Origin of the sequence: Hydrogenophaga sp. 2FB (assembly GCF_005503365.1) — a bacterium.
GTDB lineage: Bacteria > Pseudomonadota > Gammaproteobacteria > Burkholderiales > Burkholderiaceae_C > Hydrogenophaga.
In genome coordinates this window covers 68803-84465 of sequence record NZ_SCML01000019.1, presented here as the reverse complement: position 1 = coordinate 84465, position 15663 = coordinate 68803, and the positions used below count along the sequence as shown (strand labels likewise).

General features: G+C 66.4%; 20 protein-coding genes. 6 read left to right on the top strand and 14 right to left on the bottom strand.

The annotated features are described in order from the left end of the window. Window positions 1-31: 31 nt before the first annotated feature. Both gshA and FFS09_RS13155 read left to right on the top strand, forming a co-directional pair. The gene (gene gshA, locus FFS09_RS13160) at window positions 32-1591 is read left to right on the top strand and encodes a glutamate--cysteine ligase (protein ID WP_137919330.1); all 1560 of its coding nucleotides are present in this window, start codon (window positions 32-34) and stop codon (window positions 1589-1591) included. Window positions 1592-1668: 77 nt separating this feature from the next. Continuing rightward, window positions 1669-2565: a dienelactone hydrolase family protein gene (locus FFS09_RS13155; RefSeq protein WP_137919329.1), complete on the top strand. Its 897-nt coding sequence runs from the start codon at window positions 1669-1671 to the stop codon at window positions 2563-2565. Between the two features lie 204 nt (window positions 2566-2769). Here FFS09_RS13155 and FFS09_RS13150 read toward each other — a convergent pair whose 3' ends face one another. Next, window positions 2770-3240: an SRPBCC family protein gene (locus tag FFS09_RS13150; RefSeq protein ID WP_137919328.1), complete on the bottom strand. Its 471-nt coding sequence runs from the start codon at window positions 3238-3240 to the stop codon at window positions 2770-2772. Window positions 3241-3358: 118 nt separating this feature from the next. Here FFS09_RS13150 and ylqF point away from each other — a divergent pair, with 118 nt between their 5' ends. Further along, window positions 3359-4300, top strand: coding sequence for a ribosome biogenesis GTPase YlqF (ylqF, locus tag FFS09_RS13145; RefSeq protein ID WP_137919327.1), 942 nt, complete (start codon window positions 3359-3361; stop codon window positions 4298-4300). Between the two features lie 15 nt (window positions 4301-4315). Here ylqF and FFS09_RS13140 read toward each other — a convergent pair whose 3' ends face one another. The 6 genes from FFS09_RS13140 to FFS09_RS13120 all read right to left on the bottom strand — a co-directional run bounded on the left by FFS09_RS13140 (window position 4316) and on the right by FFS09_RS13120 (window position 7289). Next, the gene (locus FFS09_RS13140) at window positions 4316-4630 is read right to left on the bottom strand and encodes a DUF427 domain-containing protein (RefSeq protein ID WP_502703730.1); all 315 of its coding nucleotides are present in this window, start codon (window positions 4628-4630) and stop codon (window positions 4316-4318) included. Continuing rightward, the gene (locus FFS09_RS30645; protein ID WP_171020004.1) at window positions 4627-4767 is read right to left on the bottom strand and encodes a hypothetical protein; all 141 of its coding nucleotides are present in this window, start codon (window positions 4765-4767) and stop codon (window positions 4627-4629) included. Before FFS09_RS30645 ends, FFS09_RS13140 begins: the two co-directional genes overlap by 4 nt. 93 nt (window positions 4768-4860) lie before the next feature. Further along, on the bottom strand, window positions 4861-5469 hold the full coding sequence (locus tag FFS09_RS13135; RefSeq protein WP_137919326.1) for a thioredoxin fold domain-containing protein: 609 nt from the start codon (window positions 5467-5469) through the stop codon (window positions 4861-4863). Window positions 5470-5569: 100 nt separating this feature from the next. Beyond that, window positions 5570-6037 carry an RcnB family protein gene (locus FFS09_RS13130; protein ID WP_171020003.1) on the bottom strand — a complete coding sequence of 156 codons (468 nt, stop codon included), beginning with the start codon at window positions 6035-6037 and terminating at the stop codon, window positions 5570-5572. 113 nt (window positions 6038-6150) lie between these two features. Continuing rightward, on the bottom strand, window positions 6151-6627 hold the full coding sequence (locus FFS09_RS13125; protein ID WP_137919325.1) for a tellurite resistance TerB family protein: 477 nt from the start codon (window positions 6625-6627) through the stop codon (window positions 6151-6153). Between the two features lie 50 nt (window positions 6628-6677). Beyond that, a complete protein-coding gene (locus tag FFS09_RS13120; protein ID WP_137919324.1) occupies window positions 6678-7289 on the bottom strand; it encodes a DUF938 domain-containing protein in 612 nt (203 codons plus the stop codon). A 38-nt stretch (window positions 7290-7327) separates the two neighbouring features. Between FFS09_RS13120 and FFS09_RS13115 the strand changes: the two genes are divergently transcribed. Continuing rightward, on the top strand, window positions 7328-8026 hold the full coding sequence (locus FFS09_RS13115) for an SOS response-associated peptidase (protein ID WP_137919323.1): 699 nt from the start codon (window positions 7328-7330) through the stop codon (window positions 8024-8026). Here FFS09_RS13115 and FFS09_RS13110 read toward each other — a convergent pair whose 3' ends face one another. Both FFS09_RS13110 and FFS09_RS13105 read right to left on the bottom strand, forming a co-directional pair. After that, on the bottom strand, window positions 8027-9253 hold the full coding sequence (locus tag FFS09_RS13110; protein ID WP_137919322.1) for a nucleotidyl cyclase domain-containing protein: 1227 nt from the start codon (window positions 9251-9253) through the stop codon (window positions 8027-8029). Window positions 9254-9337: 84 nt separating this feature from the next. Beyond that, window positions 9338-9730, bottom strand: a complete 393-nt coding sequence (locus tag FFS09_RS13105; protein WP_137919321.1) for a hypothetical protein — start codon at window positions 9728-9730, stop codon at window positions 9338-9340. Window positions 9731-9887: 157 nt separating this feature from the next. Between FFS09_RS13105 and FFS09_RS13100 the strand changes: the two genes are divergently transcribed. Then, entirely contained in the window at window positions 9888-10655 is a 768-nt protein-coding gene (locus tag FFS09_RS13100) for a tRNA-uridine aminocarboxypropyltransferase (protein WP_137919320.1), read from the top strand. Between the two features lie 39 nt (window positions 10656-10694). Here the strand turns inward: FFS09_RS13100 and FFS09_RS13095 are convergent, their stop codons facing one another. Genes FFS09_RS13095 through FFS09_RS13085 form a run of 3 tightly spaced genes read right to left on the bottom strand, consistent with a single transcriptional unit; the run spans window position 10695 to window position 13197 of the window. Further along, complete coding sequence (locus tag FFS09_RS13095) at window positions 10695-11690, bottom strand: tripartite tricarboxylate transporter substrate binding protein (protein ID WP_137919356.1); 996 nt, start codon at window positions 11688-11690, stop codon at window positions 10695-10697. A gap of 32 nt (window positions 11691-11722) precedes the next feature. Next, on the bottom strand, window positions 11723-12001 hold the full coding sequence (catC, locus tag FFS09_RS13090; RefSeq protein ID WP_137919319.1) for a muconolactone Delta-isomerase: 279 nt from the start codon (window positions 11999-12001) through the stop codon (window positions 11723-11725). Window positions 12002-12012: 11 nt separating this feature from the next. Next, window positions 12013-13197, bottom strand: a complete 1185-nt coding sequence (locus tag FFS09_RS13085) for a muconate cycloisomerase family protein (protein ID WP_137919318.1) — start codon at window positions 13195-13197, stop codon at window positions 12013-12015. Between the two features lie 117 nt (window positions 13198-13314). Between FFS09_RS13085 and cynR the strand changes: the two genes are divergently transcribed. After that, complete coding sequence (gene cynR, locus FFS09_RS13080) at window positions 13315-14217, top strand: transcriptional regulator CynR (protein ID WP_137919317.1); 903 nt, start codon at window positions 13315-13317, stop codon at window positions 14215-14217. Here cynR and pcaD read toward each other — a convergent pair. Then, the gene (gene pcaD, locus FFS09_RS13075; RefSeq protein WP_137919316.1) at window positions 14192-14962 is read right to left on the bottom strand and encodes a 3-oxoadipate enol-lactonase; all 771 of its coding nucleotides are present in this window, start codon (window positions 14960-14962) and stop codon (window positions 14192-14194) included. The genes cynR and pcaD overlap by 26 nt on opposite strands. A 205-nt stretch (window positions 14963-15167) precedes the next feature. Beyond that, the gene (locus FFS09_RS13070; RefSeq protein WP_137919315.1) at window positions 15168-15497 is read right to left on the bottom strand and encodes a hypothetical protein; all 330 of its coding nucleotides are present in this window, start codon (window positions 15495-15497) and stop codon (window positions 15168-15170) included. Between the last annotated feature and the right edge of the window lie 166 nt (window positions 15498-15663).

Here is a 15663-nt window from a genome sequence, read left to right as displayed (position 1 = left end):
TCCGGCCCCGGACCCGAATCACGACGCCTGTATGACATCTCCAGAACAACGGTTGGCTGCCCTGCAGGGGGACCGCCTGCGCGGCATGCGGCGCGGCATTGAAAAAGAAAGCCTGCGCGCGCAACCCGATGGCAGGCTGGCCGCCACACCGCACCCGGCCGCGCTGGGCAGCGCGCTCACGCACCCGCACATCACCACCGACTACAGCGAGTCGCAACTCGAACTCATCACCGGCGTGCACGACAGCGTCGAAGGCTGTCTGGCCGAGCTGACCGAGGTTCACCAGTACACCGTCAACAGCCTGCGCGCGAAGGGCGATGAAATGATGTGGGCATCGAGCATGCCCTGTGGCCTGCCGCCCGACGAAACCATTCCCATCGGTCGCTACGGCTCGTCCAACGTCGGGCGCGCCAAGAGCGTGTACCGCATGGGCCTGGCCCACCGCTATGGCCGCCGCATGCAGACGATCTCGGGCATTCACTACAACTGGTCGCTGCCCGGCGTCGACAACGAAGGCTACTTCGCGCTCATCCGCAATTTCCGCCGCCACGCCTTCCTGCTGCTCACGCTGTTCGGCGCGTCGCCCGCGCTGTGTTCCACCTTCGTCGAAGGCCGCCAGCACGAGCTGCAGAAACTCGGCGACACCGGCACGCTGTACATGCCGCACGGCACCTCGCTGCGCATGGGCCGCCTGGGCTACCAGAGCGAAGCCCAGGCCACGCTGGCGGTGAGCTACAACGACCTCGAAGGGTATGCCGCTTCGCTGCACGACGCGCTCACGCGGCCCTGGCCGGCGTACGAGGCGGTCGGCATTCGCAACCCCGGTGGCGACTACAACCAGCTCGCCACCACGTTGCTGCAGATCGAGAACGAGTTCTACGGCACCATCCGCCCCAAGCGCGTGATCAAGCCCGGCGAACGCCCACTGCATGCCCTGCGCGAACGCGGCGTCGAGTACATCGAAGTGCGCCTGATGGACCTCAACCCCTTCGAGACCATCGGCATCAGCGCGTCCACGCTGCGCTTTCTGGACGTGTTCCTGATGCACTGCCTGTTGTCGGACAGCCCGCCCGACACGCCGGCCGAAATCCGCGAGCTCGCACACAACCAGCACCTCACCGCCGCGCGCGGCCGCGAGCCCGGCCTGAACCTGCTGCGCAACGGCGAGAGCGTGCCGCTGATGCAATGGGGTGCCGAACTCATCGAGCAACTCGTCCCGATCGCCGCGACGCTGGACGCCGCGCACGGCGGCGACGAGCACGCCCGGGCCGTGGCGCTGGCCAAGGGCCAGCTCAAAGACCCGGACACGCTGCCCTCGGCGCGCGTGCTGCAGGCCATGCACAAACACCATGGCGATTCCTTCGTCGCCTTTGCGCGCGCGCAATCGCGGTTGACACACCAGCACCTCGCGGGCCTGCCCTGGACCGGCGAGCAGCAGGCGCGTTTCGAAGCCATGGCCGCCAAGTCGGTGGAGGACCAGCGCGCCATCGAGGCGGCCGACTCCATGCCGTTCGAAATCTACCGGCAGGAATACGTCTCGCCCGCCCGGTTGGGCCGCCCGCGGGCGCAAACCACGTCGCTCGCGGCCTGAGCGCCTGTTCCTAGGGTTTGCACGAAGCGGGCCGAACCCGCCGCGGCCTATGCTGCGTTTTTTTGCCGGAGATCGCCATGGCCCGTCTGACCGCAGCCGATTTTGACCAGGAGCTGCTGATCCTGTTTGACGCTTACGTACACGGCGACATCGACCGGCGCGCCTTTCTCGATCGCGCGTCGAAGTTCGCGGTAGGCGGTGTGACCGCCGCCGGCCTGCTCGCCGCCCTCAGCCCGAACTTCGCTGCCGCTCAGGTAGTGCCGGCGAACGACACGCGCATCAAGACCGAGATGGTGAACGTGCCGTCACCCATGGGCTACGGCACCATCAAGGCGTACGTGGCCAAGCCGGTCGCCCCGCCAGCCAGTGGCCGCTTGCCGAGCGTGCTGGTGGTGCACGAGAACCGTGGCCTGAACCCGCACATCGAAGACATCGCGCGCCGCCTGGCGCTCGACGGCTACCTGGCCTTCGCCCCGGACGCGCTCACGCCACTGGGGGGTTACCCGGGCGACGAGGACAAGGCGCGCGCCCTGTTCGCCCAGCTCGACCAGGCCAAGACCAGGCAGGACTTTCTGGCCTCGGCCGCCACGCTCAAGGCCCGCCTCGACAGCAATGGCCGCGTGGGCGTGGTGGGTTTTTGTTATGGCGGTGGCGTCGCGCACACGCTGTCCACCGAAATCCCCGACCTGGCGGCGGCGGTGCCGTTTTACGGCAACCATCCACCCGTGGAAGCCGCGGCCAAGGTCAAGGCGCCCCTGCTGATCCATTTCGCGGGGGTCGACGAGCGCATCAACGCCGCCTGGCCGGCATACGAGGCCGCGCTCAAGGCCGCTGGCGTGCGCTACACCGCGCACCAGTACGCGGGCACGCAACACGGCTTCAACAACGACACCACGCCGCGCTTTGATGCCGCGGCCGCGAAGCTGTCCTGGGACCGCACGATGGCGTTTTTCAAGCAGCATTTGACCGGGTGAGAGACAGCGGGTGCGCGCACGCTGTGCACGTCACCGAATGAAAACACACAGCCCACTGGCTGGATGGCGCAGGGCGTTCTGCGCAGTGGGGTAAAGGGGGAGACGGCTCCAGCCGTCGGAGGACACCCGCGGAGCAGAGCGCCCTGCGCCATCGAGCCCGCGAGGTTGTGGCGTGAAAAAAGATGGAGCGCGACAGGAGGCCGGTCAGGCCTCGCCGCCAAAACGCTTGATCAGGTTGGCGATGTATTTTTCGACCAGCTTTTCGAACTCGCCCTCGACCACGGGCGCCACCACCATCTTCATCAAACCGGGCAGCGGCACCTCGATCTGGCCTTGAATGGCCAGCGTGAGGCCGGTGGACTTCTTGTTGTCCACGATCTTCCAGTTGCCGCCCACCTGCGCATTGCCCACCCCTTTGACGGGAGTCCACTTCACCGTGCCGCGCGCCTTGTCGCTCACATACTTGCTGGCGTACACCGTCTGGATGTTCACCTGCGCGGTGCCGACCTTCTCCATCTCCCACTGGTAGACGCCGTCGCCCAGATCGGTGAGTTTCTCGACCTTGGGGAAGTGGCCCACCGATTCGGGCACATTGGAGAGCACCTCGAATACCTCGGCGGCCTTGGCTTTGACGTCGAATTCGTAGCCGAGATCGATCTTGACGGTGATGCTCATGGAGGGCCCCTCGGTGTTGATTGTGGAGAGGATTGTAGGGACGGGCATGGCGCGGTACCCCGGGAATAACACCAAGGCACAATGCCTGTTCTCCGTTTTTCGATCGGCACTTTTTCCCATGAGCATCCAGTGGTTTCCCGGGCACATGCACCTCACGCGCAAGGCGATCACCGAGCGCGTGAAGGACATCGATGTCGTCATCGAAATGCTCGACGCGCGCCTGCCCGGCTCCAGCGCCAACCCGCTGCTGGCCGAACTCACGGCCGCCAAGCCCACGCTGAAAGTGGTGAACAAGCAGGACATGGCCGACCCCGAGCGCACCGCGCTCTGGCTCGCGCACTACAACGCTCAGCCCAACACCCGCGCCATTGCGCTGGACGCCAGCGTGACGGCGCCGGCGCGTGCCATCATCGCCTCGTGCCACGAGCTCGCGCCCAACCGCGGCGGCATGGTCAAGCCCATGCGCGTGCTCATCTGCGGCATTCCCAACGTCGGCAAGTCCACGCTCATCAACACCTTCATGGGCAAGCGCGCGGCCAAGACGGGCGACGAAGCCGGCATCACCCGCACCGAGCAGCGCATTGCCCTAGCCGACGACTTCTACCTGTTCGACACCCCGGGCATGCTCTGGCCGCGCATCGTGGTGCCCGAAAGCGGCTTCAACCTCGCGGCCAGCGGGGCCGTGGGCCGCAACGCCTACGACGATCAGGAGGTGGCGCTTGAGCTGCTGGCCAAACTGAAGCTCGCGTACGGGTCCCTGCTGGAGGCGCGCTACAGGCTCGGCCTGTCACCCGAGGCCATTGCCGCGCTGCCTGACGAAGAACTGCTGGAAGCGATTGGCCGCAAGCGGGGTGCGTTGGCCGGTGGCGGTGCGGTGAACTGGCAGAAGGCGGCCGAACTGGTGATCGCCGATTTCCGCAGCGGCATTCTGGGCCGCATCACGCTGGAGACGCCCGAGCAGTTCACGCAGTGGTTGCGCGCCGGGCAGAAGGCCGATGCCGATCGGCAGGGCCGCAAGAAAGAGCGCACCGCCAAGGCGCGCAAGCCCGACCGGCGCTGAGCCGGTGCTGGCCGATCAGGCCTCGGGCGAGGCGAAGACCTGCACGCCTTTCCAGAACGCCACGCGGCCCTTGATCATCTCGGCCTCAGGCTTGGGGTCCGGGTAGTACCAGGCGGCGTCGGTGTTGAGCTCACCATTGACCAGCAGCGAGTAGTAACTCGCCTGGCCTTTCCACGGGCAACTGGTGCGGTGGTTGCTGAAGGTGACGTAGTCGCGGTTGAGTGCGCTTTCCGGGAAGTAGTGGTTGCCTTCCACCACCACGGTGTCGTCGCTCTCGGCGACGGTCACACCGTTCCACACCGCCTTCATCCGGCGGGGCTCACTGCTCACTTGTTCTTCTCTTTGCCGCGTGGCATCACCGAGGTCACGGGGGGGGTGGGACGGTCCGAAGTGGCCGGGCCCTTGGGGGCGGACGTGTCCTTCTTCGGTTTTTTGCTCATCTTCTCGTTGCGTTGTTCTTTGCCCATGGTGTTCTCCATTGATCGCCGCGACGCGCGGCCCGATGCGCAGATGGTAAGCGACAAAATGCGCGTTCCACGCCTCTGGGCGAGGCCTTGAACTTACTGCCCCATGCCCAGGAAGTTCGCCAGCGCTTCGACGCTCATGGCGCCGTTCTGCGTGACCACCGCGCCGGTGCGCTGGTGCTTGGCGACGACGAAGGGCACCGACGTGGCGCCCAGGCGTTCGAGCAGGTCGGTGTTGGTCTTGATGGTCTGCATCACCTCGGGCGGGATATCGGCGGAGGCCGACATGCCACCCTGGCCGCCGAGCAATTGCTGCTCGTGCGCGTTCATGGTTTCGACCGGGTTCGCGGCGGTCATGATGGCCGCGCCCTGTGGTGCGCTCTTGGCGTTCATGATGGCCACCGGCAGCCAGACGAACTTCACCTTGCTCTGCAGCGCCAAGGACGACTGCCACAGATGGCCGCAGTGCGGGCACTGCGGATCGAACAGCACGTAGACGGTGTTGGCACTCATCAACGCGCCGGCCGTGAAGCCCTTGCCCTGCGCGGCGAGCACGTCGAACGCCTGTGCCGGTGCGATCGGGCTTTTGTCGGCAGCGGCCTGGGTGGTGCTGCCGGGCGCGCCGCTGGCTTCTTCTTTCGAGCAGGCGGCCAGTGCCAGGGACAGGGCTGCGACCAGGGGGAGGGCGATGTGTCGGATGTTCATGGAACGGTATTTTGACGCGTTTTTTTGCGCCTGCCGTGCGCCCAAAAACAAACGCCGCGCAACCGGGTGGCGGCTGCGCGGCGCTGCGGGATCCAGCCCGTCAGTTGTTGAAGATCAGGTTGGCGATCAGGCCGGTGGCGATGGCGACCAGCACATAGTCGCTGCCCACCTGCACCCACTGGTGCCCACGCGGGGGCGCATACAGGCGGTGCTGGTGCGGGTTCACGACCACGTACTGGCGGTTGCGGTATTCGTAGGGAATGTAGCCACCGCGGCGGAATTGAGGGCCGCGGGCGTTGTAGTAGTAGTGGTGGTCGTACCGTACCACGGGGCCATGGCGGAAATCGCGGCGGTCGTTGCGGAAATCCCGGCGGTCGTCGCGCCGGTCTTGGCGGTAGTCGCGCCGGTCGTCACGGCGGTCGTCGCGGTAGTCCCGACGGTCATCGCGCCGATCGTCCACGCGCTGCATGTAGCCCGGTTCGAAGCGCGCACCTTGCGCGAAAGACAGCGAGCTCACGCCCAGCGAGGCGGCGGCAAGGGCATACACAACAAGGTTTCGGGTTTTCATGGAGCTTTCTCCTTGGGTTGGTGAGACTCCATGGTGCGGGGCGCATGTGAACGCCCGGTAAATGCAAGGCGCAGCCCGCGCAAAGTTCTGTACCGGCGTGTGTGGGCCGTGGCTCAGCCTTTGCGTGCGGCCTGGGCGTGCAGCTTGGCCGCGATGTACTCGCCGTGCGTCACGTGCAGCAGCCCGGCCACCTTGCTGATCACGTGGTGTTCGTTGGCGTCCAGGTGGTGGTCGGCGAAGGCAATGTCCCACATGGCTTCGACCACGGCGATCTTCTGCGCCTGCGTGAAACGCTCGTTCATCAGACCCGTGAAGCGCTGGTAGTCGTAGGCGGTGCGGGCGGTCTCGTGCGCCAGTTCCAGCAGGCGCTGCAACTCGTCGTCGCTGAGGGCGAACTTGCGGCGCAGCGCGCTCAGCACCGCGTCGCGCTCGCTGTCCTGCAAGGTGGGTTCGGCCCGCATGACTTCCACCAGCAGCACGGCGGTGGACAGCTGCAAGGTGTGTTGCAGTTCGGCCGGCGTCTGTGCGTCGCCGGGCGCGGTCAGGCTGGCGGTGAGGCTGTCGAACAGGTCTTTGAGGTTTTTGAGCATGGGGTGAACGCGTCGGCGCTGGGGTGCAGGGATGGAGCCTCGGCGCCGACTCAAGGTTCCCGCGCCCAGACCAGCAACAGGTTGTTGGCCGGCATGGCGTGGCGCTCGTGCAGCACGAAGCCGGCGCGCCGGGCTTCCTGCTCCACGTCTTCGCGGCGGCGAATGCCCCACGCCGCGTTCTCGCGGCGCAGGCTGTCGTCAAACGCGAGGTTGCCCGGCGAGGTGGGCACGCCGTCTTCGAGGTAAGGCCCGTAGGTGATGAGCAGACCGCGCGGCGCAAGGTGGCGCGCGGCCCCCTGCATGAGCGCGCCGCAGGTGGCCCAGGGTGCGATGTGCAGCATGTTGGCGCAGTAGATCGCATCGAGGGCGCTGTCCACGGGCCAGGTCGGTGCCAGCACGTCGAGCTGCAGGGGCGGGAGTACGTTGTCCGCGCCGGTCTCGGCCACCCAGGCCCGGATGGCGGGCAGCGCGTCGGCCTGGAAGTCCGTGGGCTGCCAGCGCCAGCCGGGCATGGCAGCGGCAAACCAGGCCGCGTGCTGCCCCGTGCCGGCCGCGATTTCGAGCACACGGCCGTGCGCGGGCAAGACCCGGCGCAGCACTTCGAGAATGGGTCCCTTGTTGCGTTCGGCGGCGGGGCTCAGGCGCAGGATGTTGGCGGTCATGCGCCATTGTGCGGTGAACAGCCCCTACCATCGCCCGCATGAGCTCCCAATACGAATGCCTTCGCCCCGACACCCTGTACCGAGACGCTTTTGACGTCGACCCGCCCGGCGCCACCGCCGTTGGCCGTGACGTGTGGCCACGCCGGCCAGGGCTGTTCATCCGCAACCGGTCCGCGCTGCCGGCGGTGGAGGAGGCCACGGATACCGGCCCGGTCGAGCGCGAGCTGGTGGAGGGGCAGTTCGGGCTGGTTCCGCCGTGGGTGAAATCCGCCAGTGACGCCAAGCTGCGGTCGACCAAGCTGGTGAATGCGCGCTCGGAAACCGCGAGCACGTCCAACAACTTTCGCGGCGCCTGGCTCGGTGGGCAGCGCTGCATCGTGCCGATGTCGGCATTTCGCGAAGACGATTTCCGCAGCGGCAAAGCGGTGCCCACGCGCATCGCGCGGGTGGATGGCAAGCCCATGGGCGTGGCGGGTCTGTGGGAACGCTGGGTCGGCGCCGATGGTGAGGTCATCGTGAGTTTCTGCTTGCTGACCGTGAACGCCAACAGCCACGCGCTGATGCACCGCTACCAGCAACCCGGCAGCGAAAAACGCATGCTGGCGATCTTGAACGAAGGCTCGTACGGTGCCTGGCTGAATGCGGCCCATCCGGAGAAAGCGCGCGAATTCATGCGGGCCTACCCGGCCCAGGCGCTCACGGCCAACCCGATCGAGAAGAAACCGTCGCAGGCGTGATCAGCCCAGCGGCGCTGGCGCGGTCTCGATGCCGTGCTCGCCGTCGTTCGCCGGCGTGTCCTGCACCACCATGGCCAGGGCGCGGCGCTCGGCCTCGTGGATCGCCTGCATGGGCGTGGTGCTGGACGGATCGATCGTCACCACGCCCAGCCCCACGCGCGGGCGAAAGGGCTTGCGCTCGCGCTGATCGTCAAACACCACCATCGGGTGCGAGACCGACAAGGCCATGCGCGCGGCCGTGGTATTCAGCGGCGCCGCGCGCGCGTCGAGCGACATGACGACCACGAAGCAGCGCGGGTGGTACAGGCCTACCGTGCAGCGAAAACCCGCCGTGCGGCGGATGCGCGCGGCCATCGTCACGAGGATCTGGTGCTCCACGCCCGGCCCGACCGTTTCGGCCAGTTCGTAGAGGTTGCTCACGTAGAGACAGACCACGGAGCATTCGCTGTGCAGACGGGCCGCGCGCCAGAAGGCATGCTCCACATCGGCCAGCAGCACCGAGCCGCTGGGCAGGCCGGTGGCGGGGTCCGAGCCGTGTTCCACGCGCGACAAGCGCGCCAGCTCGCGCAGGTGCCGGTTGCGCAGCAGGCCCAGCACGGAGGACATCAGGAAGAACAACACGGTGGCCGTTGCCGTGAGCAACTGCGTGCCCAGGCCCAGTCCGGGCACGTGGAGGCCGTTCAGGTAGTGGCCCGTGGTGGTGATGGCCAGGCACACGATGGCCAGTGCCATCCAGCGCGCCAAGGGATCACCCAGGCGCGCCGCGCGCACCGAAGCCACCAGGGCCAGCAGCACCGGCACCATGTTCACCGCAGCGGCTGCCAGCAACAGCGAATGGAAATGCGCTGGATCAATCTGGCTGGCAATCGCGACGAGCACCACCGCCACCGAGACCAGCACAATGCCGCCGAACGCGGTCAGTCGGTGAACGCGGTTGTCTTCGCGCGCGCCGCCGAGCCAGGTGCCCACGAAATACAGGCCCATTGCACCCGCGAGCGGACCGAGGCCGGCTTTGAGCACCACCATCAGGCGCACCGGCAACTCGGGGAAAAAGATTTCGGGGAGGCCTGTCATCACCACGCAGCTGGCGCCGGTGATCAGCACGAACGCCAGGTTTCGCACGGAGCCCAGATTGCGGCCATCCATCACGTCGGCGAGTGCGAGCGCCGAGAGCGTCAAGAGACTGCCCAACATGGCAGACCAGACAGCGATTTCGGTGATGGGCATCGCTGGATTATCTGAGCGGGGTGTGGGACATCAGGTCGGTCACTGTCAGATCTGCCAGTGCCACGCCATGCACAAAGTCACGGATTACCGTGCCGTGCTCGAAGAGCGTGGCCGCGCGGAAAAGCGCGCCTTGTCCGAGGTCTTGTGTTTCGTGGTCAGCCGAGGCATGGGCTCCAGGAACGTGGAGTGTTGCCGCAGCAGCATTTCGGCCTCGACCTTGGCGCGGTGTTTGGCCACGACGTGGGTCACCAGCAGGCCCACGCCCAGGATCAAGCCCATCCAGGCCGGCGCGAGCAGCGCTTTGGCCGCGTAGGCGGTGCTGTCCTCGGCACCCATGACCAGCGACCCCACCCACAGCGCCGCGCCAGCAACCATCGAGCCTATGCCATTGAACAAAAGCGGTTGACTTCGCTTCTTTCGGATCGCGCGGCGGCTGCGCGAAGACTTGGGTGTGCGCTGGGCTTTCTGTGGTGTCATATGGGAATCTCGACGTGCATCATGTGTCTGGCCAAACACCCAAAGGCCGAACGCGGCGACGAACGGGACCATTTCCGGCTGACCGTGAAAACCGCCACATGGCCTGCTCGAAGAAGTAAGAAGAATCTCTCCGTGCCGTGTGCCACCATCGTTTTTCATGACATCTGTTTTCGTTTTGCCACCGGCATCCGACCCTGGCCACGCTGTTTCCCGCTTGCGCACGGCACGCCTGGCCGCCAGCGCCAAACCCTTCGTGGCGCGGGGCTCGGGCGGCGGGCGCTGCGCCACGTGCCGCGTGGTCCACAGCCATTGCGTGTGCGAGTTGCAACCGCGGGTGCCCACGCACGCTGGCGTGTGCCTGGTCATGGGCGACATCGAAGCGCTCAAGCCCAGCAACACGGGCTGGCTCGTGGCCGATGTGGTGAGCGACACCTGGGCCTTTGGTTGGTCACGCACGGCGGTGGACCCGGACTTGCTCGCGCTGCTGGCCGATCCGCAGTGGCAACCGTACGTGGTCTTTCCGGGTGAGTTCGTGCCGCCTGAGCGGGTGGTGACCGAGCTGCCCTTGTCCCTGTCGACGCCGGGTGGGCGCAGGCCCTTGTTCGTCGTGCTGGATGGCACCTGGTCCGAGGCGCGCAAGATGTTCCGCAAGAGCCCGTACCTGGACCACCTTCCCGTGCTCAGCCTGCAGCCTGAGCACGTGTCCAACTACCGTTTGCGGCGCTCCTCGCGCGAGAGCCATTTCTGTACATCGGAAGTGGCAGCGCTGTGCCTGGCGCTGGCCGGTGAAATGCGCGCCGCCGACACCTTGGCCGCATGGCTCGACGTGTTCACGCTGCACTACCTCAGCGCCAAGCGTGGCGTGCCGCTCGACCGCGCGAGCGAAGCGCACCAGCGCCTGCAGGCGCTGGGCGGAAAAGCGTGATGTTGACGAAGTGCGTTGCGGTGAATCACCGCCTGGACATCAATCGAGCTTGATGCCGCGCTCCGTGATGAGCTTCGTCCACATGGCGGACTCGCGCGCCAGGTGGGTGGCGAGGGCCTCGGGGGTGGAGCCCACCGGCTCGGCGCCGATCGTGCTCAGGCGCTCGGCCACGTCGGGTTGCTTCATGGCATCGAGCAAGGCCTTGTTGATGCGCGCGACGACAGGTTTGGGCGTGCCCGCGGGGGCGAACACCGCGAACCAGGGCGACACGTCGTAGCCCGCGACACCGGCTTCGGCCATCGTCGGCACGTTGGGCAAAGCCTTGGAGCGCTTGGCCGTGGTCACGGCCAGCGCGCGCAACTTGCCCGACTCCAGCTGCGCGCGCGCGGAGGTGATGCTGTCGAACATGTAGTTGACTTGACCGCCCAGCAGGTCGCTGACGGCGGGACCGCTGCCCTTGTAGGGCACGTGCAGCATCTGCACGCCGGTGAGCGAGGTGAACATCTCGCCGGCCAGGTGGATGGAGGTGCCATTGCCGGCCGACGCATAGGAGAGCGTGCCCGGCGCCTTGCGCGCGGCGGCGATGACATCGGCCACGGTTTTCACGTTGGGCTGCGTGTGGTTGGTCACCAGCACATTGGGCACCACGGCCAGCAGGCTCACGGGCGCGAAGTCTTTCACCGGGTCGTAGCGCAGGTTGCCGTACAGCGGCTTGTTGGTGGCCATGCCGATCGACGTGATCATGATGGTGTAGCCATCGGCCGGCGCTTTGGCCACGAGTTCCGCGCCGATGTTGCCGCCTGCGCCAGGTTTGTTCTCGACCACGAAGGGCTGGCCCAATGCGGTGCTGGCCTTTTCACCCAGGGTGCGGGCGATGGCGTCCATTGCACCGCCCGGTGGGAACGGAACGATCCAGCGCACGGGCTTCGAGGGCCAGTCCGTGGCTTGTGCGTGCGCGGCAGGCGCGAATAGGGCAAGGGGCGCGCTGCCGCAAAGCAGAGCGGCAATCAGGTGTCGGCGGGTGGGGGAGGACATCATGGTCGTGGGGCGAAAAAAAGAGGTGTGAATCAGGCGATGGCCGAGGGGTGCTGCGCCAGCGGCGTCACCGAAATCTTCATGTACGGAAAGAGCGGCAATTGGGACAGCAGCGTGTGCAGCTCGTCGTGCGAGGCCGCATCGAACACGCTGTAGTTGGCGTACTCGCCGACCACGCGCCACAGGTGGCGCCAGCGGCCGTCGCGTTGAAGGTCTTGCGAATAGGCCATCTCCCGCGCCTTGATCTCGGCGGCGGTCTCCGCGGGCATGCCCACGGGGATGTTCACATCCATACGGACGAGGTAAAGCATGCGGCTTCCTTTCAAGCGGTGAGGGTGCGTCGGCCGAGGTCGACGTGGGTGGCGGTCAGGCCTTGGCGGGCGCGGTCGAAGCGCTCCAGGCGTTCGGGGTCGATCTCGACGCCGAAGCCTGGTCCGTCCGGCAACTGCAGTTCGAAATCCACGATGGGCATGCGCTCGGTCACGATGTCATCGACCAGCAGTTGCGGGCCGAACAGTTCGCAACCCTGGTGTTGCGTGCCCAGCGTGCTGAAGACATGGGCCGAAGCGGCGCTGCCCAAGGAGGTCTCCAGCATGGTGCCGCCGTACCAGCCGATGTCGGCGGCTTCGGCGATCTCGGCGACCGCGCGCGTGCGCAGGAGCCCGCCGTGTTTGGCGACCTTGAGCGAGAACACGTGGCAGGCCTTCTCGCGCGCCAGCAGCATCGCGTCCTGCGGCGTGCACACGGTCTCGTCCGCCATGATGCTGGCGCGGTCACCGAGCGACGCGGTCAAGGTCTTGAGCGCTTCGACGTTCCACTTCGCCACCGGCTGCTCGATCAGGGTGACGCCGGCGTCGATCATGCGCGGCAGGAAGCGCCGCGCGGTGTTGCCGTCCCAGGCCTGGTTCACGTCGACGGTGAGGGTGGCGTGTCCTTCCAGGCCGCGCGCGATCTGGCTGACGTGGGCCAGATCGGCTTCGGGCGAGCGCGCGCCAATCTTCATCTTGAAGATGCGGTGGCGTTTCTGCTCCAGGCGCAGATGCGCTTCTTCCAGGTCGCGCTGCACGTCGCCGCTGGCCAGGGTCCAGGCCAGGGGCAGGCTCTGGTGGCGCTTGCCGCCGAGCAGTTGCCAGGCAGGCACGCCCAGGGTGCGGGCCAGTGCGTCGATCAAGGCCATTTCCACGGCGCTCTTGGCGAAGGCATTGCCGCGGCAGCGGGTGTCCATGAGCGCGAGCGCCTGACCCAGGCGGGTGCCGTCGGTGCCCAGCAGCGCGGGCGCCAGGTGCTCGTTGACCGCGTGCAGGATGCTTTCGGGCGATTCTTCGTTCCACGAAGGGCCGCCGATGGTGGCCGCCTCGCCAAAGCCGCTGGCACCGTTGGAGAGCCACAGCTGCACGATGACAGGGCTTTGCTGGCTGATCGCGCCGAACGACAGCTTGTGCGGCCGGATCGTCGCGATGTCGAGGATGCGTGCCTCGATGCGTTCAATGAAATGCGTGGCGGCCATGGGCTGAAGTCGGCGAAGGGGGTGAAAGTGGTGGCAGGTTAGTGTCCGCGGCGTCTTTGATCAAATGAATAATTCGAGATATAACGTTCGACATCTTCGAACGGTAGAAAGCGCCTCATGGAAATCCGGCAACTGCGCTACTTCCTCGACATTGCACGCACGGAACACCTCACGCTGTCCGCGAGCAATCTCTTCGTTACCCAGTCCACGCTCTCGCACGGGATTCGGCAACTGGAGCAGGAACTGGGCGTGTCCTTGTTCGACCGCGTGGGGCGCGGGCTGCGGCTCTCGCAGGCCGGCATGGCGTTTCGCGACCATGCGGCGCGCTCCATCAAGGAACTTGAAGCGGGGCGCATGGCGCTCTCGGAGCTCAGTGGCTTGCAGACCGGGCGCCTGACGATCGGGGTGTTTCCGACCTTTCTCAACACCTTGATGCCGGCCACGGTCGCGGCCTTTTCCGAGGCCTATCCGGGCGTGTCGGTGGAGGTGCGTGACTTGCGCGCGGGTGCGATCGAGGAACAACTGCTCAATGGCGAGCTGGACTTCGGCATTGCCTTCCATCCGGCCGCGCACGAAGGCATTGAGGCCGAGCACCTGTTCGAGGAGCGCCTGATGCTCGTCGTCGCACCCCAGCACCCGCTGGCGAATCGGCGCAGCATCGATTTCAAGCAGCTGGCCGCGCTCCCCTTGGCGCTCTTGCCCCGCAACTTCGCGACGAGACGGTTGATCGACGAGCACCTGCACGCAGCCGGCGTGAAGCCGCTGGTGAAAGTGGAGATCGAGTCGGTCGATGCGTTGATCGGAGTGTGCCGCTGGAGCTTGCTGGCCAGCATCGTGCCCGAGCGGGCGGCGCTTCAGGCACCGGATCTGAAAGCCTTGGCGCTGCGCTCGCCGCAGATCGTGCGGCAGGCCGGCATTCTGTGGCGCCGCGGCTCTTCACGCAGCGCCGCCGCGCGTGAGTTCGCAGCGCTGCTGCAGCCCACCGCGCCCAAAGTCAGCAGGAAGCCCAGAAGGCCGTGAGCAGGGCGGCGAAGGCCTCGGGCTGCTCCACCGCGCTCAGGTGGGCGGCACTCAGTTGCTGGAGCCGTGCGCCCGGGATGGATTGCACCATCGCGTCGGACATGGCCGGCGGTGTGGCTTCGTCCAGCGTGCCCGCGATCACCAACGTGGGGCAGGTAATGCGCGCATTGCCCGCCGCCAGATCGATGGCCGCGACGGCCTGACAGGCCGCGGCGTAGGCTGCGGCATCGCTGCGCACGAGCACGTCACGCAACTGCGCCACCAAGGCCTGGCCTTGGGCGGCGTCTTCGCGAAAGGCCGGAGTGAACCAGCGTTGCAGCGCGCCTTCGGCAATGGCCGGAACCCCTTGCGCCAGCACGGTGTCGACGCGGGTTTGCCACATGGCCCGCGCCTCTGGCGGGTAGTGCATGGCCGAGTTGGCGATGGCCAGGCTGCGCACCAGGTCGGGACGGCGCGCGCCCAGGGCTTGCGCGGTCATGCCGCCCATGGACAGGCCGACGAAATGCACCGGGCCTTGGCACTCGGCTTCGATCAGCCGGGCCGCGTCATCGGCCAGGTCGTCCATGGTGAAGGCGCCACCGGATGCGGGTGAGCGACCATGGCCACGGTGGTCGTAGCGCAGCACGGTGAAGTGCTCGCGCAGGGCCGCGGCGACGCCGTCCCACATGCTCAGGTCGCAACCGAGTGCGTGGCTGAGAACGACGGTGGGGCCTTGGCCTTCCTGGAGAAAATGAATGTGGGGCATGTGGAAAAGTGGTGGGTGTGCGTTCGGGCGGTATTGTGCACATCGGGAAAAAACCATGCCCAGAGAGTGTTCGTCGCTCTGCCACACAACTGTCATCCTGGTGTTCGACAATCACCCCGCACCCGCTGGTCCTGACGGGTGGAAAGTATCGGGGCGCCATATACCGAGGGTCCGCGATGCGCGGGCTCTCAGACACCGCAGGTGCTCAGGCCTGCCACACACCGAAGCCGGCCGAGCGCAGGTCGATGCCGACCTCGATCTCTTTCTCCACGGCGTCTGCGTATTTCATCGGGTTGAACGCCTCGTAGAGATCCGGCAACAAACGCAGGCCGTACTTGAACACGTAGGCATTGGCCTGAATGCCCGCCTTGTGCTTGTCGAAGCGCACGTCCGGATCGAGCCCCGTCATGCCGACGTAGACGCAAGGCTTGCCCTCGACATAGCCGGGGTTGTTCTTCCTGAACTTGCCTTCATGCAGCACGTCTTTTGACAGCTCGATCACGTAGACGTGGTGGTGGGCGCGGCGGCGGGGCATGTCCTTGGCTTCCGATGGGGCCGCTGAGTTTCTCAGGTGCTTGGGTCTTTGGTGGGCATTTTGCCGATCGGTCGTACCCAAATTGGGTCCTACAGGACCCGATTTGGGGGGTGAAGAGCGTTCGAAACGAAGGCTGCGGCGCGCATTGAGCGTTGCATAGGCCACG

Excerpts from the sequence above, each read along its gene's own strand:
- catC (WP_137919319.1), bottom strand. The coding sequence starts at position 12,001 with ATGCTTTACCTCGTCCGTATGGATGTGAACATCCCCGTGGGCATGCCC.
- FFS09_RS13125 (WP_137919325.1), bottom strand. The coding sequence starts at position 6,627 with ATGCTCAAAAACCTCAAAGACCTGTTCGACAGCCTCACCGCCAGCCTG.
- ylqF (WP_137919327.1), top strand. The coding sequence starts at position 3,359 with ATGAGCATCCAGTGGTTTCCCGGGCACATGCACCTCACGCGCAAGGCG.
- FFS09_RS13100 (WP_137919320.1), top strand. The coding sequence starts at position 9,888 with ATGACATCTGTTTTCGTTTTGCCACCGGCATCCGACCCTGGCCACGCT.
- FFS09_RS13130 (WP_171020003.1), bottom strand. The coding sequence starts at position 6,037 with ATGAAAACCCGAAACCTTGTTGTGTATGCCCTTGCCGCCGCCTCGCTG.
- gshA (WP_137919330.1), top strand. The coding sequence starts at position 32 with ATGACATCTCCAGAACAACGGTTGGCTGCCCTGCAGGGGGACCGCCTG.
- FFS09_RS13095 (WP_137919356.1), bottom strand. The coding sequence starts at position 11,690 with ATGTCCTCCCCCACCCGCCGACACCTGATTGCCGCTCTGCTTTGCGGC.
- FFS09_RS13105 (WP_137919321.1), bottom strand. The coding sequence starts at position 9,730 with ATGACACCACAGAAAGCCCAGCGCACACCCAAGTCTTCGCGCAGCCGC.
- FFS09_RS30645 (WP_171020004.1), bottom strand. The coding sequence starts at position 4,767 with ATGGGCAAAGAACAACGCAACGAGAAGATGAGCAAAAAACCGAAGAAG.
- FFS09_RS13120 (WP_137919324.1), bottom strand. The coding sequence starts at position 7,289 with ATGACCGCCAACATCCTGCGCCTGAGCCCCGCCGCCGAACGCAACAAG.
- cynR (WP_137919317.1), top strand. The coding sequence starts at position 13,315 with ATGGAAATCCGGCAACTGCGCTACTTCCTCGACATTGCACGCACGGAA.
- FFS09_RS13110 (WP_137919322.1), bottom strand. The coding sequence starts at position 9,253 with ATGCCCATCACCGAAATCGCTGTCTGGTCTGCCATGTTGGGCAGTCTC.
- FFS09_RS13150 (WP_137919328.1), bottom strand. The coding sequence starts at position 3,240 with ATGAGCATCACCGTCAAGATCGATCTCGGCTACGAATTCGACGTCAAA.
- FFS09_RS13070 (WP_137919315.1), bottom strand. The coding sequence starts at position 15,497 with ATGCCCCGCCGCCGCGCCCACCACCACGTCTACGTGATCGAGCTGTCA.
- FFS09_RS13155 (WP_137919329.1), top strand. The coding sequence starts at position 1,669 with ATGGCCCGTCTGACCGCAGCCGATTTTGACCAGGAGCTGCTGATCCTG.
- FFS09_RS13115 (WP_137919323.1), top strand. The coding sequence starts at position 7,328 with ATGAGCTCCCAATACGAATGCCTTCGCCCCGACACCCTGTACCGAGAC.
- FFS09_RS13085 (WP_137919318.1), bottom strand. The coding sequence starts at position 13,197 with ATGGCCGCCACGCATTTCATTGAACGCATCGAGGCACGCATCCTCGAC.
- FFS09_RS13135 (WP_137919326.1), bottom strand. The coding sequence starts at position 5,469 with ATGAACATCCGACACATCGCCCTCCCCCTGGTCGCAGCCCTGTCCCTG.
- pcaD (WP_137919316.1), bottom strand. The coding sequence starts at position 14,962 with ATGCCCCACATTCATTTTCTCCAGGAAGGCCAAGGCCCCACCGTCGTT.